Genomic DNA, 24084 nt, shown 5'->3' on the forward strand with positions numbered 1-24084 from the left:
AGTTGTATTAAATACAATGAGAATTATTATCATTAATGTTATGGGAAGAGATTTTTATAAATAGGATGTAAAGATGCGTATGAGAATAGCAAGAAGCCAAATTTAGTAACAAAAAAGCCCCAGATTTGGGGCTTTTCTTTGGCTTCAACTTATACGTTGAAACGGAAGTGCAGAACGTCACCGTCCTGAACGATATAAGTTTTACCCTCTAGACGCCATTTACCTGCTTCTTTAGCGCCAGCTTCGCCGTTATACTGTACAAAATCATCATAAGCAATACATTCTGCACGGATGAAGCCTTTTTCGAAGTCAGTGTGAATGACACCCGCTGCTTGAGGCGCAGTAGCGCCGACTTTAACCGTCCAGGCGCGAACTTCCTGTACACCGGCAGTGAAGTAAGTTTGCAGACCAAGCAGTGAATAACCTGCGCGGATTACCACGTTCAGACCTGGCTCTTCCATACCCATTGCTTCCAGGAACTCAGCACGGTCTTCATCTTCAAGCAATGAAATTTCAGCTTCGATCTGGTTGCAAAGCGGAACCACGATTGCATTTTCAGCAGCTGCCAGTTCACGTACCGCATCGAGGTGCGGATTATTTTCAAAACCGTCTTCTGCCACGTTAGCGATGTACATCGTTGGTTTAAGTGTTAATAGACCAAAGCCACGAACCAGTTTACGTTCATCATCATCCAGATTTGCTGCACGGGCAGGTTTGCCTTCATCTAGAAGAGGTAGGATTTTTTCAAGAACGGCTTTAGTGGCTACAGCTTCTTTATCGCCACCTTTTGCAGACTTTGCCAGACGAGTCACTGCTTTAGTCACAGTTTCAAGGTCAGCTAGAGCAAGTTCAGTGTTAATCGTTGCGATGTCATCAAGCGGATCAATTTTCCCGTTGACGTGAATCACGTTTTCATCTTCGAAACAACGAACAACATGAGCAATTGCATCAGTTTCACGGATATTCGCCAGGAACTGGTTACCCAGACCTTCGCCTTTAGATGCACCAGCAACCAGACCCGCGATGTCCACGAATTCCATGGTAGTTGGTACCACGCGTTGTGGTTTTACGATTTCAGCAAGTTTATCCAGGCGTGGATCTGGTACAGGCACGATACCGGTGTTTGGTTCAATCGTACAGAATGGGAAGTTTTCCGCAGCAATTGCAGCTTTAGTTAATGCATTGAAAAGCGTAGATTTACCAACGTTAGGCAGGCCTACAATACCACAATTAAAACCCATGAAATAACTCACAAAGCGTTATATAAAAATTGCCAGTGATTTTACATGAAAGCCATGACAAAGTCAGGTCATGGCTGGGTGCTTTGTTGAAAACTTATGAAATAGATGTTTTTAAATTTTACGTTTATCGAGCTGATTCGATAGGGTGTCACCAGTGGCCTGAACCAGCATGACCAGAATCACCAGCACCACAATCACCGCCAGCATGATCTGCATGTCAAAACGCTGATAGCCATAACGGTAGGCAATGTCGCCCAGACCACCGGCACCAATCGCACCGGCAATGGCGGATGAGTTAATCATGGTCACCAAAGTGACGGTAAAACCGGCCACAATCCCTGGTAAAGCTTCAGGTAATAGCACATGCCAGATAATTTGCTTACGGTTACAGCCAATCGCTTGAGCCGCTTCAATCAGTCCCTGATCTACTTCACGTAAACTCACTTCAGCAATACGCGCAAAGAAAGGAGTCGCGGCCAACGTTAAAGGTACAACGGCTGCCCAGACGCCATAGCTGGTGCCTACAATCCAGCGGGTAAGGGGAATTAAAGCGACCATTAAAATCAGGAAAGGCACCGAACGGGTAATATTTACAATCCAGCCCAGAGCCTGATTAATGGGTTTGGATGGATAGATCCCGTGTTCAGATGTACTGACCAGTACTACTGCCATCGGTAAACCAATCAGAAAGGCAACGATTGCGGATACACCAACCATGATGAGGGTATCGGTGGTTCCTGTTAGTAATAAATCAATGAGTTGGTCGTGCATAGCCAATCACCTCAATCTGTGCAATGTGTTGTTTTAGTTTTTGCTGAAGTAAGTCAGTATCCAGGTTTAGATCGGCAACTGCGACAATCAGGCTACCGACCAGATGATTCTGGATGCTGTCGATATGACTTTGATAGAGATGCACCGGATGCTCGAACTGTTCGAAAATCACTTTCAAATCTGGGGAATGCTGAACACTAGAGGCATAGCGCAGTTTGATAATGCTATGCGTGGTATCTGTTGTTACTTCAGGACTAATCGCAAATGGTAATTCCAGTTGTTCCAGATTCAGCAGTTCCTGGGTGATCTGTTGCTGTGGGTTAGAGAATACAGACCAGACTTCACCGGATTCGACAATTTCACCTTTTTCAATCACGACGACTTGATCGCAAATTTCACGGATCACTTGCATTTCATGGGTGATCAGCACAATGGTAATACCAAGTTTCTGATTGATTTCTTTTAACAGTGATAACACCACGGAAGTGCTTTCCGGATCCAGTGCAGAAGTGGCTTCATCACAGAGTAGAATTTCCGGGTGATGCACCAGCGCGCGAGCAATGCCGACACGCTGTTTTTGTCCACCGGATAGCTGGGAAGGATAGCTCTGTGCCTTATCGCTTAAGCCGACCAGTTGCAGTACTTCGTTTACACGCGCATCAATGTCTGATTTTTTATAATTTGCAACTTTTAAAGGCAGAGCTACATTTTCCCAGACGGTTTTGGCTGACATCAGATTGAAGTGCTGGAAGATCATGCCAATGCGCTGACGTAGCTGGATCAGTTCAGCATGGGTGAGCCCAGCCAGATCCTGCTGATGGATATGGATATGACCTTCACTGATCTGTTCCAGACCATTCAAAGTACGTAGCAGCGAAGATTTTCCTGCGCCACTTTTCCCGATAATCCCGAAGATTTTACCTTCAGGAATATCCAGATTGATGTCCTTTAAGGCATGTACCGATTTGCCTTGTACCTCATAGTATTTGTTCAGGTTGCGGATTTTGATATGCGGGACGGAAAACGCCACCTGAGAACCAAAACTCACCATAGTATTCTCCTTATTTCCAGCCTTCAAACCACATGCCAGTACCAAAAGCCTGATCCAGAATTGCTTTGACTTTTGCAGAGCTCTGGAAGGCTTTTACAAAAGTCGCCAGTTTCTGATTTTTATCTTCGTAGTCTTTGCGTGTCACAAACAGAATGGCGTATTTCTTGTCGATTGGATCCAGGAACAGAGCATCATGTGGATCTGCTGCTTTAGCAAGTTTTAGATAATGCGGATAACCAAAGATCAGGTCTGCTTCATTCAGGGCATGCGCCGTTTGTGGGCCCTCAACTTCAATAAACTGCAACTGTTTAGGATTATTCTTGATGTCCTTAACGGTTGATAATTCATTATTGATATCTTTCAGTTCAATCAGTTTTGCACGGTTAAGAAGGATCAAGGCACGTGCCAGATTCACCGGATCATTCGGAATCACTACACGGGCATTTTGTGGTAACTCATCTAGAGATTTATATTTCCTTGAATATAAGCCGACATGGCTACCCGTACCGGACGCGAAACTATGCAAGTCAAAGTTGGTTTCGCGAATGGCATTTCTTAAGTAGACACTTTGCTGGAAAAAGTTAGCATCGATGTCGCCATTCTGTACCGCGACATTGGGTGCATGCCAGTCGGAAAATTCAACCAGTTTCACATTAATACCTTGCGGTTTCAGTTCATCAGCCACACTTTGCAATAAGTCTGCATAAGGTGGGCTAATGCCAATGGTCAGTACATCCTCCTGCTGCTGACCCTTGGTCCAACGGTAAGCCGCCAGGCCGAGAATCAGTGCCAGGATGACACCGCCAATGATCCACTTCTTTGCATTCGAATTTGACGAATTTACTTGTGTCATCATCGCACCTTATTTCCAGCCCGGGAACCAGAGCTTCGCACCAAAGTCAGCATCTAGTGCTTCCTTCACGCGAGGGGAGTTCTGATAGATTTCGACAAATTTTTTCAGCTTGTCATTTTTGTCCTGATAGTCCTCACGTACGGCAAACAGGATCGCATAACGGTTGTCTTTGTTAGAGTCAAATAACAACGCTTGTTCTGGATCAGCTGTTTTAGCCAGACGTAGGTAGTGTGGGTAACCGAATGCCAAATCAACATCATCAATGGCACGCGCAGTTTGCGGACCTTCAACTTCAACGAATTGCAGGTTTTTCGGATTTGCAGCAATATCTTTCAGGTTGGACAGATGGTTGTTTGGATCTTTCAATGCCACCAGATTCGCTTGTTGTAATAACAGCAGAGCACGGCCCTGGTTGACTGGATCATTTGGTACTACAACTTTCGCGCCGTCTTTTAGCTCATCCAGGCTGTTAATTTTCTTGGAATATAGGCCAACATGCGTCGCTGCACCTTTGGCAAAAGCTTTGATTTTAAAATCAGTTTCTTTCTTCGCATTATCTAAAAACGGCTGATGCTGGAAGAAGTTGGCATCAATATCGCCATGATTCAGGGTGATATTCGGTGTATTCCAGTCCGAGAACTCGACCAGTTTGACATTGATGTCTTGCTGTTTGGCTTCTTCGGCTGCGACTTGTAAAGGTTTAGCGAAGGACGGGCTGATCCCAATCACCAGTTCATCCGAACCGGATTTCTTTTGCTGGTTCCACACCACTAGTCCGATAATCACGGCGGCAATAATCACCCCAATCATGGTGAATTTTGTTTTAACGGTTTGTGCCATGTTGCACCTCAAAATAAATTTATGCTGATTGTTTTTGCTTTAGGTTCGTGTTCGCTGTTGAGGCGGAGCTTTGACATCGGAATTGCTGCACTGGATGCGCACTAGGTAAGCGGTCTCCTTGCTGAAACAGCTTGTGTCTGAAACTGCCTTGTTCATATTCAGTTTTATAGCGTCCGCGCTGCTGTAATTCAGGAATCACTAATTGGATAAAATCCTGATGCGATTCCGGTGTCACCGTGCGGGTCAGGTTGAAGCCATCAATACCGGTTTCATCAATGAGCTGAATCAGTTTTTCTGCTATCGTGGCACCGCTGCCAACAATTAGTGGATAACGCCCACCTAACACATGCTGAGCTTTTAGGTCATTGGGTGTGATCTGCTGCTCTTTAAATTTGTCATTAACCGTCGCAATACTATTGGTCTTCTTGTAAGGAATTGGTTCATCATCAGCAAATTTGGACAGGTCAATGCCAACTGAGCTGGAATAATGTGCAAGACCTGCTTCAGGGCTGGCATAAGCACGGTATTCATCCAGCTTTTGCTGCGCCAGTTCATCTGTTTCTGCAGTGACCACGGTAATGCCGACAAAAATCTTGATCGCTTCAGGATCACGGCCTTGTTCAGTGGCCTGACGACGAATCTGATCCACCTGTTTCTTGATCTTGTCCGGATGGTCACCACCAATAAACATGCCTTCTGCATGCTGAGTGGCAAAAGCCATGCCACGCGGGGAAGCACCGGCCTGGAACAATACAGGTGTACGCTGAACAGAAGGGGAAACCTGGAATATACCCTGGCTGCGGTAGAACTGGCCCTGATGATTGATCTGATGGACCTTGGCTGGATCAGTAAAAATTCGATTTTGCTTATCTTTTAAAACCGCATCATTTTCCCAGGAGCTTTCCCAGAACTTGTAGCACAGCTGTAAAAATTCCTCGGCCTGTTCATAGCGCAGGTCATGGTCTTTCAGGCCATTTTCGCCAATCAGACGTTGTGCACTGTCCAGATAACCGGTGACAATATTCCAGCCGATACGGCCATGGGTCAGGTGATCCAGACTGGCAAAACGACGGGCGAACTGGTACGGTGACTCATAGCTGAGATTCACCGTGACACCAAAACCGAGATTCTCAGTGACTGCTGCCATGGCAGATACCAACGTGCTTGGGTCATGGCTGGGTAACTGAATGGATTCTCTTAGAGTCAGGTCAATGCCGTTCTGATAGACATCATAGACTCCGGTAATGTCGGCAATGAACAGGCCGTCAAACAGACCTTTTTCCAGCGTTTTCGCCAGATCAGTCCAGTAGCTCAGTTCATTAAAACGGTGTGATTCATCCCGCGGATGAGCCCACAAGCCATGATTGATATGACCCACGCAGTTCATATCAAAAGCGTTCAGCAGGATTTTTTTAGTTTTCGAGTTTGTTGTAGTCTTTGTCATTACAATGTCCCCCGGCGTGGAGGCAGAACACCATTCAGCAAATAATTGGCGATAAAATAGTATTTCCATCGTGAAGCATCATGCAGGGTATGCACGCGGGCATTACGCCAGAAGCGGTCTAAGCCATCTTCGCGCTGGCTACCACGACTGCCAGCCAGTTCAATCAGCTTCGATGATGCTTTTAATGCGGTTTCAGAACTGTGTGCACGCACTTTGGCTACATCTAGAGAGGCTTTGGCAACACTGACCTCAGTCGGAGCAACCTTGGCGGCATCAACAGAACGTGCGGCCTGTTTGAGTAACACTTCAGAAGCACGCACATCAGCTACCACACGGCCCAGTTCAAGTTTGGTCAGCGGATCATCGGTGGCCTTGTCCACACCAGAATCAATCCACGGACGCGCCTGACGTACACGGTCCAAGGTTTCCTCAAATGCAGCACGGGCAATGCCGGTTTCAATGGAGGCATGTAGCAATTGTGCGAAAGGACCGGAAATGGTTGGGCGGGAATAGGCCGTATCAAAACGTACCACATCTTCCTCAAGCACCTGCACGTTGTCAAATTTCACCGTGCCGCTGCCAGTGGTACGCTGGCCAAAACCGCTCCAGTCATCAATCAAGGTGAGACCTTCACTGTCACGTGGCACAAAAGCCAAGAATTGCTGCTCGCTTTCATCCACGACCAGTGTCGGAATGCGGTGCGCAAACAGGCTGCCGGTGCAATAGAATTTTTCACCATTGATCACATAGCCTTGCTCAGTTTTGCGAATCGCAGTTTGGCGCTGAGCAGCGGTTTTGGTTTTAAACTCAGCTAGGGCATTACCAAAACGGGCACCTTTTAGGACTTCGGCATAGAGTTTCTGTTTTTGTTCCTCCGTGCCGTTATTGCGCAGGATTTCCAGACCATAGAAATGGTTTTGTGGAATCTGACCGATTGATCCATCCACACCGCTCATCAGGGCAATCACTTGTGCCACTGTATAGCTAGATACTTCTGCACCACCATATTCTTTAGGTACAGTAATCGCCCAAAGTCCGGACTGGCTATAAGCCTCGATTTCTTCGAAAGGCAGAATACGTTCAGCATCACGTTGTACTGAATTAATCTTGAACTGCTCTGCCAGATTATGGGCAATTTCTAGTGCTTCTTCATCAGATTTGATGATGTGCGCATGTGCCAGCTGTTCTGACTGCAATGGACTAATGTTTTGAAATGAAGTCATGGCAAATATCCTTAAATCCAGGCGTGGCGGGCAGGGAGTTTATGATTTAGGTAATAATCCCCAAGTGCATGCAGCTTCCAGCGGATCGGGTCATGCAAGGTATGCACACGGGCATTACGCCAATGCTGATCCAGATTGTGCTGACTGAGGCTGGAGCGACTTCCACCCAATTCCAGTAATTTTTCCGAGATATGTAGCGCAGCATCGTTGGCATAGACCTTGGCTTCAGCCACTAGAATTGAGGCTTTGGCTGCCTGCTCATCAGTCACAGATTCCAGCTGATCCAGTTCATCCAGATATTCAGCGGCTTCATCCAGCAGTAAAATCGCGGCATCGAGCAGCACAGAAGATTTGCCAACTTCCTGCAGGGTATAATGTTCTAAGCTGGCTTTTTCGACTTGAGCATCGACAATTGGACGTGCTTTTTGTACGGCAGTCAGCGTATCGGCAAAAGCAGCTTCGGCAATGCCGACATCAATCGCGACCTGCATCAATTGGGAATAGGCACCGCGGTAGCTTGGTTGATTTCCTAACAGACGCTCATCAAAAATCAATAGCGGATCAACTTCGACATGCTGAAGTTTGACGGTACCACTCGAAGTCGTGCGTTGACCAAAGCCATTCCAATTGTCGATCACTTCCACACCTTCAGCATTGCGGTCGACAATGGTTAGTACTACATGGCCTTCTGGATGAATCGCTTTAATCGCTAACCAGTGCGCGAAGCTACTACCAGTTGAATAGAATTTCTCGCCATCCACAAAATAGCGGCCATTTTCAAATGTTAAAGTGGTGGCAAGCGTCTTGGTATCTTTGGTATTGCGCTCTGGACCGCCATTCGCCAGACGCTTACCTTTTAGAATTTCGTTATAAATAAACTGTTTTTGTTCTTCTGTGCCCATGATCTCGATCATGTTGAGTAATGCGATCTGGTTCTGCGGAATTTGCCCGACACTTGAGTCAGCCTTATTAATAATCCGGAATACATGAGCCAGGGTTTTATTGGCAACAAATGCACCGCCGTACTGTTTCGGAATACGCATGCCGCCCAGGCCTTTCTGGCTGAACAGGTCAATCTCAGCAAAAGGTAATAGACGTTGCTGATCACGCTGATTACGGCCTTCCAGGGCAAAGTCTGCAACCTGATAAGCAGCATTAATCGCGTCGAGATCATTTTCGATGATATGAACTTTTTCAGAAGTTAAACGAGACATAATGACATCCTAAATCGATGCCAAAACGTTACAGCGAAAGCTTTATGTAATTAAGCAATTGCTTTTGCAAAGCTTATAAAAAAAGCTCTTTAAGATAAAAACTGCTAGATTCTTATAAATTTGGAATATAGTAACTGATTAAAATTAAATAGATTTTGAATAATTTCTTAATTTTAATAGATGTTTTTAAAGCAGTGCATATCTGCTTTATAGATAATCAAGACAAAAAAATGTATAAAAATACTCATCGTCGTGCTGAATAAGCAACATCTTTATTTTGAATAAAAAGTTCATTGTATTTCCAGGCTAGGGTGACTAAAGTATCCGACTAAATTAGATGGTTTTAATGCGATCTAACCTAAAAACAAGCATGGAGAATTTATGCGCATCTTATACCAGTTTCCACTTTCTCATTTTTGTGAAAAGGCACGCTGGATGCTGGATTACAAAGAGCTGGAATATGTCGCGCAAAACCTCATGCCGGGTGCCCATCGTGCCTTTGCCCGCCTGAAAACTGGACAAAACCGTTTACCGATTCTGCGTGATCAGGAACGGTGGATTGCGGATTCGACCAAAATCGCTCTATATCTGGATGAGCAATATCCTGAACACCGTCTGCTACCTGCAGAAGCAAGCTTGCGTCAGCAGGCACTAGATATTGATGAAATCACCCAAGAATTAGGCCGCCATGTGCGTCGCTGGATGCTGGCTCAGGCTTTATCGCATGACCATGAATCGATGGATATTCTGATTGGAGAAAAAGGCTATCTGCGCCAGTTTGAAAAATTCTCCAAGCCATTGCTAAAAACCATTTTGACCAAGGGTTATGCCTTGACTGAAGAAACACTGGAACAGTCCAAACAATTTATCAAGGATTCGGTTGAGCAGCTTAATCAGATCCGTATGGAAAAAGAAGGACCTTATCTCGTCGGTTCGCGTTTCTCTCTGGCCGATATTGCGGTTTGTTCTATTTTGGCTCCTCTATTGGCTATTCCGGGAACGCCGTGGGAGAGGGAAAGCTTTGAATCGATGTCGGATGAATACCGGGAATATCAAAGTCATCTGGCTGAGTTGCCATTAGGGCAATATATTCAAAAGATGTATCGTAATGAGCGCAATGCCCGTGTTGATTGGCGCGGTGTATAAAATTAAAAATGAAATAAAAAAACGCGCATAAAGCGCGTTTTTTTATGAGATTAGAATTAACTCCAAGGGCTGGTTTGATCAATATCACTTGTTTTACTGAAGCCACTGAGCAGTGAGCTAAAGTCAAACTTCGGCAGGGAACTACCACTTGAGATATTGGTAATAGTTTCTTTAATGGTTGGGAGGATTTCAGTAATGCTGATATTCGTAGCCGTATCAGTATTACTAATGCCGGAAATCAATTCGCTAAGATCAGGCAGTTGTAGGGACGAGTTGTTACCGACTAAATTGCCAAGACTATCCGTGAATGCATCCAAACCTAAACCCTCTAAGCTTGGCACGCCAGAACCGAGTGACCCGAGCAGGTCGCCAATTTCAGGAAACTGAACACCATCCAGAAGATCCGAGAATTGACCTTCGCTATCAATCAGCGCAATCACTGGTTTTAGTGCTGTAATCACATTGTTGAGGTCGCTGGATAAGGTGAGCAGTAATGGGTTATTCACAAAATCCAGCACCACTTGTACGCCATTCAAGACATCGTAAAGAGAATTCACGATTTCTGCCTGATCAGCGTCAAGAACGTCACTATTCGCTAATAGATTCAACAGTGGATTGATGCCTTTTAGTACATCTGCGATGGTGTCTGGCACATTACCTGAACCTGCAGAACTGATTGCAGATACCAATGTAGTCACACTACCAACCACTGTTGGTAAAACTTGGGTAAGTTGATCCATATCAATGGATGAGTTACCTGTATCAATCGATGCAAGCAGTGGCATCAGGCTTTGCGTTACAGTTTGCGCAATGGTGCCCGTATCGATATTGCCTGAATTGCTGATTAGACCACTGAGCAAATTGGTAATAGCACCGATATCAAGGTCACTGCTTGCATTGCTCATTAAGTTACTGGCTAACAGATTGACTGAACTGGTATCTAAACTACCTGTTGAGCCACCGATCAATCCGCTGATCAAGTCAACAATTGCACCGATGTCGAGATCACTAGCGGCATTGCCACTGATGAGACCACCGACTAGGTTGGCAATTTGACCAATATCTACATCGCCAAGTCCGCCAGAACCACCAATTAAGTCACTAACCAGTTCAGCAATTTGTGCGATATCAATATCGCCACCTTGAATCAAGCCACCGACGAGGCCTGCAATTGCTCCGATATCAATACCATCAAATCCGCTAGAGCCACCGATTAAGCCGCTAACTAGTTGAGCGATTTGCGTAATATCAATGTCACCGCCTTGAATCAAGCCGCCGACTAGACCCGCTATTGCGCCGATATCAATGCCGCCTAATCCACCAGAACCACCAATTAAACCACTAGCCAGTTCAGCAATTTGAGCAATATCGATATCGCCATTACCACCAATAAGGTTGCTAACTAAGCCAGCGATTGAACCTATATCAATACCATTAAGTCCACTAGAGCCACCAATCAGACCGCTCAATAGTTGGGTGATTTGAGTAATATCAATATCACCACCTTGGATGAGACCACTGACGATACCGACGATGGCACCAATGTCTGTTCCACCAAGACCACCAGTACCTCCAATCCGGCCACTCAGCAGTTGAGTGATTTGGGTAAGATCAAGGTCGCCACCTTGCAATAAGTTGCCAGCCAGTTCAGCAATTTTACTAAGATCTAGATTACCAGTACTGCCACCCATCAATCCACTGACCAATTTGATAACTGCATTTAAATCCAGGGTTGATGTATTACTACCCATTAAACTGCCAAGTAGATTGCTGATTGAACCTATGTCAAAACTGCCACCATTGGCTTTCGTTAATTGGCTAATTAAACTGTTGATATCAAGTTTAGAAGCATTTGAGCCTGTAAATTGGCTAATTAAATCAGTGAGGGAACTGGAAGCTAAACTCTTGCCAGAAAGCAGGCTGTTTAAGAGAGAATCTAGGGAAGGGGTAGAGGGGGTAGAACCTGTAATAGAACCAATAATGCCAGAAAGACTGCCACCCAATAAACCACCAAGTAAACTCGTATTTTGTATCTCTGTCGTGAGCACTGGACTGAGTTTAGTTTTAATTGAACTAAGAATACTAAAAGCCATAATCGTTTTGCGAATTTTTATCTTGTTATGTTTGTTGTGTGTTTTAGATAAACCGCTCAATTCTTATTCAATTTCTATACAAGTGTAAATCTAAGTTGGATTAATCATGCTTTGAAAATCCAGTTATCAGCGTCATAGTTTTTATTCATAAATAGTTTAGTGATAAATAAGAATGATTTATTTAAAAAGAGACGTTTATCGAAAATTTGTTTTATACGACGAATAACCATAAACATGGTTTAAAACTGGTTATTGAGATGTTTCTGGCATTTTTTTTCAAATAACTGGTAATTTATGAAAAATTTATCAATACTATCAGCAAAACAATGATGTATTTGAATAAAATGGCAAGAGATTAAAGATGGAATTAGATCGTTTTGATAAGCACATTCTTGAAATTTTGACCCATGAAGATGTCAATCTGAATGAACTCTCGGAGAGAGTAAATTTATCTGTGAGTTCGGTACACCGCAGGATCAAGCATTTGATCGATCATAATATTATCAGTGGCTTGAAGCGCGAGATTAATTATCAAAAATTGGGCTTTAGTCTGCATGTGCTGTTGCAGGTTTCCTTAAGCAAGCATGATAGCGATACTTTTGCCAAATTTTTAGAAGAATTAGAAAATATTCCGGAAGTCATTAATGCTTTCCTGGTGACAGGACAGTCTGCGGATTTTATTGTCGAAGTTGTGGCACGTGATATGGAAAATTATAGTCAGATTCTATTAAGCCGAATCGGCAAGATCGAGCATGTCGTAGCACTGCATTCCAGCTTTGTGATCAAGGAATATAATGTTTTTAACTGTAGTGGTCTTTTAAATAAGGTTTAAAATTCCAGGCATTTTTTAACACATATAAAAAACGCACCCGAAGGTGCGTTTTGATCTCATAGAAGATTAGGCATCGAGTTGCGCTAAAACTTCATCAGAGAATTCAACGTTGGTATAAACGTTTTGAACATCGTCTAGGTCTTCAAGCATATCGATCATTTTCATGATTTTTTTCGCTTGGTCGATATCTGTGATTTCAGCTTTGGTAGACGGGCTCATCACCACTTCAGCGTTATCAGATTTTAAACCTGCAGCAGCTAAAGCATCTTGTACTGTACCGAAGCTTTCAGGCGTAGTGATCACCAGGATTTCATCTTCATCCACTTCGATGTCTTCAGCACCCGCTTCAAGCGCCACTTCCATGATTTGATCTTCTAAAGACACATCTTCAAAAGTAATTTCGCCACGTTTAGTGAATAGGAAGGATACTGAACCGTTGGTACCGAGGTTACCATCAGTTTTAGTAAAGCAGTGACGTACATCAGGAACCGTACGGTTCAGGTTATCTGTCATGGTTTCAACAATAACCGCAACGCCGCCTACGCCATAACCTTCATAGGTTACTTCTTTCAGATCGTCGTTATCTTCACCACCGGCACCACGCTGAATCGCGCGATTGATCACATCACGTGTCATGTTTACAGATAATGCTTTTTCTACAACAGCACGTAGACGAGGATTACTACCCGCATCAGCGCCACCGAGTTTAGCAGCAGTTGTTAATTCACGAATGTACTTGGTAAACAACTTACCACGACTGGCATCTTGTTTTGCTTTACGATGCTTAATATTGGCCCACTTGGAATGACCCGCCATGCGAAATATGCTCCTTGTAGATTGGCTGTATGCCTATCGAATTGCGCCGATTCTACCATAAGCTCTTTTTTTGAAAAAAGAGTCTGGATTTGAGATTTAATGATAATGCCAAAAAAATAGGCAATAAAATAGAAAGGCAAAGCAATAAATGTAAATAAAAACTTAAGAAAATACCTAAATAAGAAAAGAGCAGAAGAAACATTATTCTCAAGCCCTTTTATGGAAAGTTTATTCCGGGATAATAATATCCAGACCAACATTCTCTTTATAGAGCCGCTTGATTAAAGCCAGATCATGTGCAAGATCAGTAGGATAAATTTTGCCAAAAATCCCGCCTTGCTTGGTCTTGGAATTGGCATACATAAGCACAATTGGCACATTGGCAGCTTTGGCAATATGCCAGAAACCGGTACGGATCGGTTTGCGCGCTTCACCATTTTTGGCACGGGTGGCTTCAGGTGCGATCACCAGATTGAATTTTTCATTATTCTGAAAATGTTCAACCATTACGCTGACAATATCTTTATTGGCTTTACGGTCGACCGCGATACCACCCATGGCTTCCAGAATTGGTTTCATTGGGCCTTTGAACAGTTCTTTCTTGATCAGGGTATGAATTTTGATGTCATACATCTTAAAGAGCGCCAAAGATAGAACTGCATCCATCATGGATGTATGTTCAAATCCGACAATGACCTGTTTATCTTCGAGTACATCGGGTTCAACATGATATTGCCAACCGGCAAGTTTAAATGCAGATTCGCCAATAAATTTGTTTAGCATAAGTAGAAAGAAATAAGAGCTAACGGTATGAACTGCATAATTTCTTCCTGTTCTTATTCACAGTCAATAGGCATTAATTAAAATTCATTAATAATATAAAAAATCCAAAATCAAAAAAGTATATTAAATAGTTTTTTAAGACCTGAAAGATATAAATAAATACTTAATAATCCTTGAGATATATCATCTTATATAAAATAAGTCTTAAAATGATGAAAAAATGACTATCCAGCACAAATTTTAGTTATTAGACTTTTGTCGAAGAAAAGAAGAAATTGTGTCTTTTCTATTTTCTGGTCATTTTCTCTCTGAGATTGAAACCTATGACGTATATTACAGCTTTCATGTTCTCAATGCTTCTGTTAGCACTGGTTATTGTATGGTCTTTAATCGAAATCTATATGGATTTACGTAAAGACGAGAAATTGGAATCGGAATTTTAGTCTTTATAGATTTTTAAAGAATATTCTAGGATTATATTTCTATACTTAATATTTGGTATTTTTATTGATTATGGTTATATTGAGACGTAAAAGCGATTAATTTATTGGTTTGATATTCGAATAATTAGCGTGCTCTCTTTATTTTAGATAGAAAATATAGATGTCATATTAGGCTTTTGCTAGCTTAACTTAGACTGAAGTCTTAAATCCTAAGCAGGGCAGTTATTAAGGATAAAAAATGATTGCTGGCTAAGTGTGCAAGCAGAAAGAAAAGTACTTGTTTTTTGATCTAATCTTGGCTAGTATTCAATGCGCCTGAACTAGTTGAAATATAACAAATTCAGTCTATATAGGGCCTATAGCTCAGTTGGTTAGAGCAGCGGACTCATAATCCGTTGGTCGACAGTTCAAGTCTGTCTGGGCCCACCAAATACATCAAGCATCTAGGAGCAATACTCTTAGGTGCTTTTTTATTTTTTGAATTCATTTAAGCACTATCTATCTTCAAAAATAACTAAAATTTCAATCTCTTATCATAAGGTAGGCTTTTAGTAGGTGGGATTCTTTTATCGTTCATTGAATACTTAAATCACGGTGAGGGTCACCGATAATAAGATGAATGGTAGAAGGAATCGAACCATGGCTTTTAAGAATATTGCAGATCAAACAAACGGTTTTTATATCCCTTGTGTTTCACTTTTCGGTCCAGGCTGTGCCAAAGAAATTGGCGTTAAAGCACAAAATTTAGGTGCCAAGAAAGCTCTGATTGTGACCGATGAAGGCTTATACAAATTTGGTGTCGCAGATACCATCGCAAATTATTTAAAAGAGGCTGGTGTTGACAGCCATATCTTCCCAGGTGCAGAACCAAACCCAACAGATATTAACGTTCATAATGGCGTACAAGTCTACAATGACAACGGCTGCGATTTTATTGTATCACTCGGTGGCGGTTCTTCACATGACTGTGCCAAAGGTATTGGCCTGGTGACTGCCGGTGGTGGTCATATCCGCGACTATGAAGGTATTGATAAAAGTACTGTGCCTATGACACCGCTTATTGCAGTCAATACCACAGCGGGTACAGCGTCGGAAATGACACGCTTCTGTATCATTACCAATACCGATACCCATGTCAAAATGGCAATTGTGGATTGGCGTTGTACACCATTGATCGCGATCGATGATCCTAAATTGATGATTGCCAAGCCAGCGGGCTTAACTGCCGCGACTGGTATGGATGCCTTAACCCATGCGGTAGAAGCGTATGTTTCTACGGCAGCCAATCCGATTACGGATGCCTGTGCAGAAAAGGCCATTACCATGATCAGTGAATGGCTGAGTCAGGCAGTAGCAAATGGTGAAAATATTGAAGCACGTGATGCTATGAGCTATGCACAGTATCTGGCAGGCATGGCATTCAACAATGCATCACTCGGATATGTGCATGCGATGGCACACCAGCTGGGTGGTTTCTATAACCTGCCACATGGTGTATGTAATGCGATTTTGCTACCGCACGTATGCGAATTTAACCTGATTGCCTGTCCGGATCGCTATGCAAAAATTGCCCAGTTGATGGGTGTAAATACTGAAGGATTAACTGTGACTGAAGCAGCTTATGCAGCGATTGATGCCATTCGCCAGCTTTCAGCTTCAATTGGAATTCCATCTGGTCTGAAAGGCTTAGGGGTTAAAGAGGAAGACCTTGCCATTATGGCAGAAAATGCGCAAAAGGATGCCTGTATGCTGACCAACCCGCGTAAGGCTAGCCATGCACAAGTCGTAGAGATTTTTAAAGCGGCGCTGTAAGCCTCTATGTAAGTCGATTCTCTCCACTCGGCAGACTTACATTTTATGCAACCCTGTTCGCACTTCTTAGTGAAGTGCGCCAAGATAAATGTATCCCCATGCGATATTCTTGGCTGATCCTTACACCCTTGATAAGGATATAGAGCAGGCGTTGCTCTTTTTTTTTGCCTAAATTTTTGCTTTCAAAAAATATATTTGGGCAGTTAATTCATCAGGGTATAGCTTATTAAAATTAACTGAATGAACTCGATAATAATAAAATACTGGAATGAGCAGAGTATTGCTAAAAGCTTATTCGTAGCATGAGCTAAATCAATAAAATGTTATAATAAAAAATTATAATTCTAAAGTAGGGTCTGTTGACACTTACTGTTCATAATTAACCCTATAACGGTAGCCATAAAAATATACAGGCTAAGGCAACAGAACTTTGATAATTTCTTTTGAGCTTGTCATATCGAGTAGCTATTCCTCTAAATTGCTTTAATCTACAAAACATATTTTCAACTAAGTGCCTGATTTTATATAAATACCAGTCCATATGGTCATTGTTCGATTGGCTATTCGTTTTCTTTGGTATATTCGCTTTAGTCCCTGTTTTCCTGATCTGTTCACGCAGTGGTTCTGAATCATAGCCTTTATCTGCACATACCACTTTTGTCTCTTTTAAATCTAATGTTGATATTAAATCAGGTGCAACTTTAACATCATGTGTGGTTCCATCGGTAATCATGAAATCAATAGGATTGCCATGTACATCAACAATCAAATGTATTTTTGAGGAGTTTCCTCCTGCACTTTTAGAAATAGATTGATTCGCTATGCCGGCAGAATGTTGATGAGCACGTACATGAGAGCCATCAATAAAAATCCACTCCATATCGGGGCATGAGGCTAGTAATTTGAATAATCTAAGTAACTTACCGCTGCTTGACCAACGATTAAAACGTTTGAAAATAGAGTTTGAATGACCAAAACAAGAAGGAATATCTCGCCATGGACAACCTGTCCTAATTCTATAGAGAATAGCTTCAATAAAATTGCGTAAATTTGAGTTGTGGTGAATGGATAAATTACGCAGAATAACTTTCAACTTTTGCCAGTGTTGATCTGTCAGCATGGTACGAGGCATAGCGAATAGTAAAATTGGGTTTGGCGATTTGATTTTACTACTTCGCTATTTTTTTAAGCTAAAAGTGTCAACACACCCTAGTTAAATGCTTTTTATATTTTTATAAGTTGGAATCTTCTCAATGGAAGATAGCCGTAATTATCTTGCTAACAAGAAGCCAAACAAGAAATGATCTGATTTTTAAATATCCTGAAATTTAAGCAGGGTTTGATGTGCTGGATGACCTTTTGGCATCAGTTCAATCAGACGTTCAACCGCATCAATTGCTTCAGGAAAACGTGCTACATGTTTCAGCAGCACATCAGTTTCATTGGCTTTGAAAATAGCATCACTGAGACGTGATTCCAGACAATCCCGCCATGCACATAAAAATGGGCTTTCAGTTTTTGCCAGAAAAACTCCAGTATAAAGTTTTAAGGCTGAATCGATATAACCTGCATCTAAAGACTGTTCGGTTTGCAGGAAGTCTGCTTCAACATGCGCCAGCAATCGATAAGGGCGCGAACCAAGCATACCGCCCAGAATATCTCGTAACTGTGACATTTCAGCTTTTAGCGTACCCATGCTGACTTTACGTTCGCCATAAAGTGCCTGATGCAAGTGATCCAGACTTAAACCTTGTGGGAATAAAGCCAGAATAGCGAGAATTTCAGTCTGGCGTGGGGTTATGGTCAGGGTTTTACCATTAAAAATGACCTGCGGGACAGAAAAGGCACGAATATATAAACGCTGTTTTTGCGATTCCAGTAAAGCAGATTGAATGATGGATGCACAACGTTCGGCTGCTAATAGCCCTAAGCTATTATGTTTTTGCCAGTGGGTGGACAGATCAATAACCCCTAGAATCTGTTTGGAATAAGGATCAATAATGGGGGAGGCATAACAGACTAGATCCTGCACGGAAGGCATGTAATGTTCGCTGGAAAACACGCAGCTCGATTGTTGGGTTTTGATCGACAGGGCAAGGGCATTGGTCCCGACCAGTTCCTCACGCCACTGACCGCCTTCAACTAAGTGAATATTATCAGCAATTGTGCGCAATTCAGGGCAGGAGGCCCGCCATAGTACCGTACTGCCAATATCTCCAACGGCCAAAACCATAGAGGACTGTTCGGCAATATGCCTCAAACTTTCAGCACAATGTTCCAAGGCATGACTTAAAGCCGAAGAAGTGCTGATTTGTTTTATATCTGTTAATGGGGCAGCCAGACGATTTTTGGGAATCTCGGCTAAAGAAGAGCGTTGCCAGGAGCTAACGATGCTCTGTTCGAGTTGTGCTGCATGTGAAGGCGATAAACTGCTGCTTTGACGAAGCTGATCAATTTTTTGCCTTTGTTGTATCAAGCTCTGTTCTGTCATCATTCCTTATTCTCACAATAATTCATGATTTACATCCAAATGTAATTATTATTGTTTTTATGAGGAATCAAAAGAAATGTAAATCGGTTGAGTGCCAACCTTTCTCCAACCTTATAACGCGTATGTTAACTAAATAGAGTACGGATGTACCTTATACCAAAGCTGTAGATGCAGCATTTTTAAAGATTAAAATAAGCAAAGGAAATACATATGCGTTATATCGATCCGAACCAGCCTGGCTCAAAAGTTCATTTCAAAGCCCAGTATGACAACTTTATTGGTGGGCAATGGGTGCCGCCAGTCAAAGGCGAATACTTTGATAATATTTCTCCTGTAGATGGCAAGCTGTTTACCAAAGTGCCACGTTCTAGCGTGGAAGATATTGAACTGGCGCTGGATGCTGCGCATAAAGCTAAAGCACAATGGAATAAATCATCTCCAACGACTCGCTCTAACATTCTGCTCAAAATTGCTGATCGTCTCGAAGCCAATCTGGAACTGCTGGCGGTGGCTGAAACCTGGGACAATGGCAAGCCAATCCGTGAAACCCTGGCTGCTGATATTCCTTTAGCGATTGATCACTTCCGCTATTTCGCCGGCTGTATCCGTGCGCAAGAAGGCGGCATTTCTGAGATTGATGAAGATACCATTGCCTACCATTTCCATGAGCCTTTAGGTGTGGTTGGTCAGATCATTCCATGGAACTTCCCGATCTTGATGGCAGCATGGAAATTGGCACCGGCTTTGGCCGCAGGCAATTGTATCGTTCTGAAACCGGCAGAGCAGACCCCGGTCAGTATTCTGGTACTGGCTGAACTGATTCAGGACCTGTTACCTGAAGGTGTATTAAACATCGTGAATGGCTATGGTGTTGAAGTCGGCCGTCCACTGGCTGTGAATCCGCGTATTGCCAAAATTGCCTTCACTGGTTCGACTGCTGTAGGTCAGCAAATCATGCAATATGCCACTGAAAATATTATTTCGGTGACACTGGAACTTGGTGGTAAATCACCAAATATTTTCTTTGAAGATGTCATGGCGCAGCAGGATGATTATCTGGAAAAAGCACTGGAAGGTTTCACCATGTTTGCCTTGAACCAAGGGGAAATCTGTACCTGTCCATCACGTGCTTTGGTCCAGGAAAGTATTGCTGATCAGTTCCTGGAACTGGCAATCGATCGGGTTAAACGTATTAAAACTGGTCATCCACTCGATACTGAAACCATGATTGGTGCGCAGGCATCGCAGGAACAGCAGGACAAGATTCTGGGGTGTATTGCAACAGGTCGCGGCGAAGGTGCAGAAGTGCTTGTTGGTGGCGGTGTACGTCAGGAAGTCGGGCAAGGCTTCTACATTGAACCGACCATCTTTAAAGGCACCAATAATATGCGTACCTTCCAGGAAGAAATTTTTGGGCCGGTACTGGCAGTAACCACCTTTAAAGATTTTGATGATGCCATCAAGATTGCCAACGATACGATTTATGGCCTAGGTGCTGGTGTCTGGTCACGTTCGGCACATACCTCGTATCGCGCTGGCCGTGCCATTGAAGCGGGTCGTGTCTGGACCAACTGCTATCATATCTATCCGGCCCATGCAGCCTTTGGTGGTTACAAGAAATCTGGGATCGGTCGTGAAAACCACAAGATGATGCTGGATCATTACCAGCAGACCAAAAACCTGTTGGTGAGTTATTCAACCAAGCCAGCTGGTTTCTTCTAAATAAAAGCAAAAAAGCGAACTTCGGTTCGCTTTTTTTATAGTAGAGAATCTTTAATAAGTGGTATTTGAGATATAGATCACAGATGCTAATTAAAAGCATGAATCAATTGAAATTTAACTTTATCGGAAAGTTGAAAAAATGAATGAAATAGGTTTTACATTTTGAAAAATTCTGGTTATAAGTTAGAGGTGGTTTTTATCCAGAACAACAAATCGACACTCAGGAAGGGTGCCTAAAGAAGCGTATTTTAAAAATGATGAAACGGGAGTTTTATAATGCTTCAACTACTGAAAAAACTATTCTGCTTGCACATTTATGAATACCAGCAAATGGAGGAAATTGGGGCAGATTGGGAATGCCGCAAATGTGGTACCCAAAGAGATTAAAAAATACTGCAAGAAAAAGTGAGCGATATGCTCACTTTTTTATATCCATTATATTTAATCTAAACTCATATCCATTAAAATCATTACCAGTACCACATGATGAGAAGGCTTAAATGAGCAAAGATTTCCATGCCAAAACCTATATTGTAGATGAAAATCTGGCTGACACTTTACACTGGTTAAGCCTGCATCAGGACTGTTATGACTCTTTTAGTTTTGATGCACTGACGCAGGAACTGGTCGTACATCATGCCAATGGAACAGACCAGATCCGGATCGGTGATTATCTCAATGCCAGTTATGGCATTTTAATTACTGCGCATAACTTTTCAGCATCTTGAATTATTTCAATTAACTTGCCATTGCATCAGTCGCCAATGCGCGGATGCTTGGCTTTGGTTGTTCTGCTACCAGTCCCAATTTTTCAAAGAGCTGTTGGTCACGACCTTTGGCTGTATTTGGAGTCGTTAGAAGTTTTTCGCCTGAGAAAATTGAGTTGGCGCCTGCCATAAATGCCAATGCCTGATCTGAGTCAGTCAGTGATTCACGGCCTGCCGAAAGACGAATATAACTTTTTGGCATCAGAATGCGGGCCACTGCAATAGTTCGAATCCATTCAATCACATCCAGTTTTTCAACATCTGCCATCGGTGTGCCTTCGATTGGCACCAGCATATTGATAGGCACAGATTCCGGATGAATTGGAAGGGTAGAAAGCTCAAACAATAAACCGATCCGGTCATTACGACTTTCACCTAAGCCGACAATGCCACCACTACACACTTTTAAACCCGCTTGACGCACATGATCCAGTGTATCCAATCGGTCATCAAAACTGCGGGTACTGATAATATGTGAATAGTATTCACGTGACGTATCCAGATTGTGATTGTAATAATCCAGTCCTGCATCTTTCAGGCGTTCTGCCTGTGAGGCATTCAGCATGCCTAAAGTCATACAGGTTTCGAGTCCCAGTGCTTTGACTTCACGTACCATGTCCAGTACATAAGGCATATCACGTTCATGCGGATTACGCCATGCTGCTCCCATACAGAAACGTGAACTGCCAGAGGCAAGAGCTTCTTTTGCTTCCTGAATTACTTTTTCTACTGCGATTCGTTTTTCCGCTTCGAGTTTGGAGTCATAATGTGCGGACTGAGAACAGTATTTGCAATCTTCTGGGCATTTACCGGTTTTAATAGAGAGCAGGGTACTGACCTGAACGGCATTGGCATCAAAATATTGACGATGAACCTGTTGAGCCTGAAAGAGCAAATCCATTAAAGGTTGTTGATACAGGGCCTCAATTTCTGCACGAGACCAATCATTACGTATCGGATCAATACTGTTCATCTGTCCATCCTTGTTCATATTTATTTATCAGGCTCCATCTTAAGTAAAAGTATCGCCATCTTCATTAGCAAAATATGACCTTATAGAAAAAACAAAACCCACACAAGGTGAGCTTTGTAGTTGAACTCTTGATCGGAGTTTATTCACGATGATTTCCGTGAATATTCTGGTTTTGTAAATCACTACGATGTTGCTTGTTTAATACACGTTCATCTTGTTCGTGCTGGTTATTTTTTGGAGAGCCAAGCGGGCCATGTTGTGACTGCTGCTGTTGCTGTTGTTGCTGCTTCTGGTGTTGATGTTGCAACTCTTCAAGCTGTTCCTGATTTTGATGTTGTGTATCAGATGACTTTTGCATATCCACCTCCGGCTTTATTTCTATTCTTTTTCCTTTATGCCATAGCTTGCACAGTAACTGTGTAAGGCTTTGACGAGAAAATGTGAACCGAAGTAAAAATTGAAAATTACCGGGATTTTGCCAGTTGTTCCTGTATGGCCCAGTCAATATGAACTTGTACAATCTCATCATGTTGATTCTGCTGAGCTTGTAATGCCTGGACAATCTGTGGATCAAAAGGCGCATTACCCAAGCCGATCGCAATATTGCGCATAAAGCTCTGATAGCCGGTACGGCGTAATGGACTGCCTTCAGTTGAGCTTAAAAATGTAGCTTCATCCCATTGCCAGAGATCCAGTAAACTCACTTGATCCAGTCCATGTCGGGGGTGAAAATCTTCAATATTAGTTTTTTGAGCAAAGCTGTTCCACGGACAAATCAACTGACAATCATCGCAACCGAAGACCCGGTTACCAATCCCTCGACGTAACTCCTCTGGAATGATCCCTTTATACTCAATGGTTAAATAAGCAATACAGCGACGTGCATCCAGCATATACGGTTCAACAATAGCCTGTGTCGGACAAATATCAATACAGGCTGTGCATGAACCACAATGTTTGCTTGCAGGCTCATCAAAGGGCAGTTCCAGTGAGCTAAACAGCTCACCTAAAACAAAGAAAGACCCGGATTTTTTATGGATTAATAAAGTATGTTTACCGGTCCAGCCCATGCCCGCACTTTCGGCCAGGGATTTTTCAAATACAGGAGCAGAGTCTGCAAAGGGGCGGGATTCAAATTCACCGACTTTTTCCCGAATTTTAGAAGCCAGCATTTTTAGGCGCCCGCGCATGGTCTTATGATAGTCACGACCACGGGCATAACGGGCAATAATCGCAGAATTTGGTGCATAGGGCACTAGACGCGGTTCTGGAAGATCGACCAGATAATCCATTCGTACACAGATCACGGATTTGGTATTGGGAATAAGCAGTGTGGGATCGGCACGTTTTTCCAGATTTTCTTCCAAAAACTTCATATCACCGTGATAGCCGCGGTCTAAATATTCCTGCAAGCGGACTAATTCTGCTTGAGCATCCGGTTGGGCAATGACACAATCAGAAAAACCCAGTTCTCGTGCCTGCGCTTTGATCCACGCTTTCAGTTCATGGGGATCTTGTTGATAAACTTGGATTTGCGCTTGGGAATCGGGTGTTGTCATAAACCAGAAA

Annotated in this window: 21 protein-coding genes and 1 tRNA gene; 6 read left to right on the forward strand and 16 right to left on the reverse strand. The window is 42.9% G+C overall.

Features of this window, described 5'->3' with window-relative positions; translation table 11 throughout:
* Positions 1-149: 149 nt before the first annotated feature.
* From ychF to FTU03_RS11865, 8 genes are all read right to left on the reverse strand, one after another.
* Positions 150-1241, reverse strand: a complete 1092-nt coding sequence (ychF, locus tag FTU03_RS11830; RefSeq protein WP_179993080.1) for a redox-regulated ATPase YchF — start codon at positions 1239-1241, stop codon at positions 150-152.
* 111 nt (positions 1242-1352) lie between these two features.
* Entirely contained in the window at positions 1353-2012 is a 660-nt protein-coding gene (locus FTU03_RS11835; protein WP_159123258.1) for a methionine ABC transporter permease, read from the reverse strand.
* The gene (locus FTU03_RS11840; RefSeq protein WP_179993081.1) at positions 1993-3063 is read right to left on the reverse strand and encodes a methionine ABC transporter ATP-binding protein; all 1071 of its coding nucleotides are present in this window, start codon (positions 3061-3063) and stop codon (positions 1993-1995) included. Before FTU03_RS11840 ends, FTU03_RS11835 begins: the two co-directional genes overlap by 20 nt.
* 10 nt (positions 3064-3073) lie before the next feature.
* Complete coding sequence (locus FTU03_RS11845) at positions 3074-3916, reverse strand: MetQ/NlpA family ABC transporter substrate-binding protein (RefSeq protein WP_179993082.1); 843 nt, start codon at positions 3914-3916, stop codon at positions 3074-3076.
* Between the two features lie 9 nt (positions 3917-3925).
* Entirely contained in the window at positions 3926-4756 is an 831-nt protein-coding gene (locus FTU03_RS11850) for a MetQ/NlpA family ABC transporter substrate-binding protein (RefSeq protein WP_179993083.1), read from the reverse strand.
* Positions 4757-4775: 19 nt separating this feature from the next.
* Positions 4776-6200 (reverse strand): LLM class flavin-dependent oxidoreductase, encoded by a 1425-nt coding sequence (locus FTU03_RS11855; protein WP_179993084.1) that lies wholly within the window; start codon positions 6198-6200, stop codon positions 4776-4778.
* Complete coding sequence (locus FTU03_RS11860) at positions 6200-7423, reverse strand: SfnB family sulfur acquisition oxidoreductase (RefSeq protein WP_179993085.1); 1224 nt, start codon at positions 7421-7423, stop codon at positions 6200-6202. The genes FTU03_RS11855 and FTU03_RS11860 overlap by 1 nt, the downstream gene beginning before the upstream one ends.
* A gap of 11 nt (positions 7424-7434) precedes the next feature.
* Positions 7435-8637, reverse strand: a complete 1203-nt coding sequence (locus FTU03_RS11865; protein ID WP_179993086.1) for an SfnB family sulfur acquisition oxidoreductase — start codon at positions 8635-8637, stop codon at positions 7435-7437.
* A gap of 381 nt (positions 8638-9018) precedes the next feature.
* Here FTU03_RS11865 and FTU03_RS11870 point away from each other — a divergent pair, with 381 nt between their 5' ends.
* A complete protein-coding gene (locus FTU03_RS11870; RefSeq protein WP_166136146.1) occupies positions 9019-9783 on the forward strand; it encodes a glutathione S-transferase family protein in 765 nt (254 codons plus the stop codon).
* Between the two features lie 56 nt (positions 9784-9839).
* Here FTU03_RS11870 and FTU03_RS11875 read toward each other — a convergent pair whose 3' ends face one another.
* Positions 9840-11876 (reverse strand): hypothetical protein, encoded by a 2037-nt coding sequence (locus tag FTU03_RS11875; protein ID WP_179993087.1) that lies wholly within the window; start codon positions 11874-11876, stop codon positions 9840-9842.
* Between the two features lie 361 nt (positions 11877-12237).
* Between FTU03_RS11875 and FTU03_RS11880 the strand changes: the two genes are divergently transcribed.
* Positions 12238-12708 carry an Lrp/AsnC family transcriptional regulator gene (locus FTU03_RS11880; protein WP_004784091.1) on the forward strand — a complete coding sequence of 157 codons (471 nt, stop codon included), beginning with the start codon at positions 12238-12240 and terminating at the stop codon, positions 12706-12708.
* Positions 12709-12774: 66 nt separating this feature from the next.
* Here FTU03_RS11880 and FTU03_RS11885 read toward each other — a convergent pair whose 3' ends face one another.
* The gene (locus FTU03_RS11885) at positions 12775-13524 is read right to left on the reverse strand and encodes a YebC/PmpR family DNA-binding transcriptional regulator (protein ID WP_004784089.1); all 750 of its coding nucleotides are present in this window, start codon (positions 13522-13524) and stop codon (positions 12775-12777) included.
* A 228-nt stretch (positions 13525-13752) separates the two neighbouring features.
* Positions 13753-14307, reverse strand: a complete 555-nt coding sequence (locus tag FTU03_RS11890) for a 1-acyl-sn-glycerol-3-phosphate acyltransferase (protein ID WP_179993088.1) — start codon at positions 14305-14307, stop codon at positions 13753-13755.
* A 795-nt stretch (positions 14308-15102) separates the two neighbouring features.
* Here FTU03_RS11890 and FTU03_RS11895 point away from each other — a divergent pair.
* Both FTU03_RS11895 and FTU03_RS11900 read left to right on the forward strand, forming a co-directional pair.
* Positions 15103-15179 (forward strand) — tRNA-Ile (locus FTU03_RS11895).
* A gap of 210 nt (positions 15180-15389) precedes the next feature.
* Positions 15390-16562, forward strand: a complete 1173-nt coding sequence (locus FTU03_RS11900) for an iron-containing alcohol dehydrogenase (RefSeq protein ID WP_159123263.1) — start codon at positions 15390-15392, stop codon at positions 16560-16562.
* A 385-nt stretch (positions 16563-16947) separates the two neighbouring features.
* On the opposite strand, the gene FTU03_RS11905 is transcribed toward FTU03_RS11900, so the two are convergent.
* Both FTU03_RS11905 and FTU03_RS11910 read right to left on the reverse strand, forming a co-directional pair.
* On the reverse strand, positions 16948-17694 hold the full coding sequence (locus tag FTU03_RS11905) for an IS5-like element ISAba31 family transposase (protein WP_179993089.1): 747 nt from the start codon (positions 17692-17694) through the stop codon (positions 16948-16950).
* 180 nt (positions 17695-17874) lie between these two features.
* Positions 17875-19056, reverse strand: a complete 1182-nt coding sequence (locus FTU03_RS11910; protein WP_166139384.1) for a helix-turn-helix domain-containing protein — start codon at positions 19054-19056, stop codon at positions 17875-17877.
* 207 nt (positions 19057-19263) lie between these two features.
* Here FTU03_RS11910 and FTU03_RS11915 point away from each other — a divergent pair, with 207 nt between their 5' ends.
* Positions 19264-20775, forward strand: coding sequence for an aldehyde dehydrogenase family protein (locus tag FTU03_RS11915; protein ID WP_179993090.1), 1512 nt, complete (start codon positions 19264-19266; stop codon positions 20773-20775).
* Positions 20776-21275: 500 nt separating this feature from the next.
* Positions 21276-21503: a hypothetical protein gene (locus FTU03_RS11920; RefSeq protein WP_125279759.1), complete on the forward strand. Its 228-nt coding sequence runs from the start codon at positions 21276-21278 to the stop codon at positions 21501-21503.
* 10 nt (positions 21504-21513) lie between these two features.
* On the opposite strand, the gene bioB is transcribed toward FTU03_RS11920, so the two are convergent.
* The 3 genes from bioB to queG all read right to left on the reverse strand — a co-directional run bounded on the left by bioB (position 21514) and on the right by queG (position 24074).
* On the reverse strand, positions 21514-22515 hold the full coding sequence (bioB, locus tag FTU03_RS11925) for a biotin synthase BioB (RefSeq protein ID WP_179993091.1): 1002 nt from the start codon (positions 22513-22515) through the stop codon (positions 21514-21516).
* A 139-nt stretch (positions 22516-22654) separates the two neighbouring features.
* A complete protein-coding gene (locus FTU03_RS11930) occupies positions 22655-22873 on the reverse strand; it encodes a hypothetical protein (RefSeq protein WP_005236211.1) in 219 nt (72 codons plus the stop codon).
* Between the two features lie 106 nt (positions 22874-22979).
* Complete coding sequence (queG, locus tag FTU03_RS11935; RefSeq protein ID WP_159124491.1) at positions 22980-24074, reverse strand: tRNA epoxyqueuosine(34) reductase QueG; 1095 nt, start codon at positions 24072-24074, stop codon at positions 22980-22982.
* Positions 24075-24084: the final 10 nt, after the last annotated feature.

Source organism: Acinetobacter sp. YH12046, from assembly GCF_013419905.1.
Lineage (GTDB): Bacteria > Pseudomonadota > Gammaproteobacteria > Pseudomonadales > Moraxellaceae > Acinetobacter.

Coding starts and splice junctions, on each gene's coding strand:
- ychF (WP_179993080.1), bottom strand. CDS start 1,241: ATGGGTTTTAATTGTGGTATTGTAGGCCTGCCTAACGTTGGTAAATCT.
- FTU03_RS11835 (WP_159123258.1), bottom strand. CDS start 2,012: ATGCACGACCAACTCATTGATTTATTACTAACAGGAACCACCGATACC.
- FTU03_RS11840 (WP_179993081.1), bottom strand. CDS start 3,063: ATGGTGAGTTTTGGTTCTCAGGTGGCGTTTTCCGTCCCGCATATCAAA.
- FTU03_RS11845 (WP_179993082.1), bottom strand. CDS start 3,916: ATGACACAAGTAAATTCGTCAAATTCGAATGCAAAGAAGTGGATCATT.
- FTU03_RS11850 (WP_179993083.1), bottom strand. CDS start 4,756: ATGGCACAAACCGTTAAAACAAAATTCACCATGATTGGGGTGATTATT.
- FTU03_RS11855 (WP_179993084.1), bottom strand. CDS start 6,200: ATGACAAAGACTACAACAAACTCGAAAACTAAAAAAATCCTGCTGAAC.
- FTU03_RS11860 (WP_179993085.1), bottom strand. CDS start 7,423: ATGACTTCATTTCAAAACATTAGTCCATTGCAGTCAGAACAGCTGGCA.
- FTU03_RS11865 (WP_179993086.1), bottom strand. CDS start 8,637: ATGTCTCGTTTAACTTCTGAAAAAGTTCATATCATCGAAAATGATCTC.
- FTU03_RS11870 (WP_166136146.1), top strand. CDS start 9,019: ATGCGCATCTTATACCAGTTTCCACTTTCTCATTTTTGTGAAAAGGCA.
- FTU03_RS11875 (WP_179993087.1), bottom strand. CDS start 11,876: ATGGCTTTTAGTATTCTTAGTTCAATTAAAACTAAACTCAGTCCAGTG.
- FTU03_RS11880 (WP_004784091.1), top strand. CDS start 12,238: ATGGAATTAGATCGTTTTGATAAGCACATTCTTGAAATTTTGACCCAT.
- FTU03_RS11885 (WP_004784089.1), bottom strand. CDS start 13,524: ATGGCGGGTCATTCCAAGTGGGCCAATATTAAGCATCGTAAAGCAAAA.
- FTU03_RS11890 (WP_179993088.1), bottom strand. CDS start 14,307: ATGCTAAACAAATTTATTGGCGAATCTGCATTTAAACTTGCCGGTTGG.
- FTU03_RS11900 (WP_159123263.1), top strand. CDS start 15,390: ATGGCTTTTAAGAATATTGCAGATCAAACAAACGGTTTTTATATCCCT.
- FTU03_RS11905 (WP_179993089.1), bottom strand. CDS start 17,694: ATGCCTCGTACCATGCTGACAGATCAACACTGGCAAAAGTTGAAAGTT.
- FTU03_RS11910 (WP_166139384.1), bottom strand. CDS start 19,056: ATGATGACAGAACAGAGCTTGATACAACAAAGGCAAAAAATTGATCAG.
- FTU03_RS11915 (WP_179993090.1), top strand. CDS start 19,264: ATGCGTTATATCGATCCGAACCAGCCTGGCTCAAAAGTTCATTTCAAA.
- FTU03_RS11920 (WP_125279759.1), top strand. CDS start 21,276: ATGAGCAAAGATTTCCATGCCAAAACCTATATTGTAGATGAAAATCTG.
- bioB (WP_179993091.1), bottom strand. CDS start 22,515: ATGAACAGTATTGATCCGATACGTAATGATTGGTCTCGTGCAGAAATT.
- FTU03_RS11930 (WP_005236211.1), bottom strand. CDS start 22,873: ATGCAAAAGTCATCTGATACACAACATCAAAATCAGGAACAGCTTGAA.
- queG (WP_159124491.1), bottom strand. CDS start 24,074: ATGACAACACCCGATTCCCAAGCGCAAATCCAAGTTTATCAACAAGAT.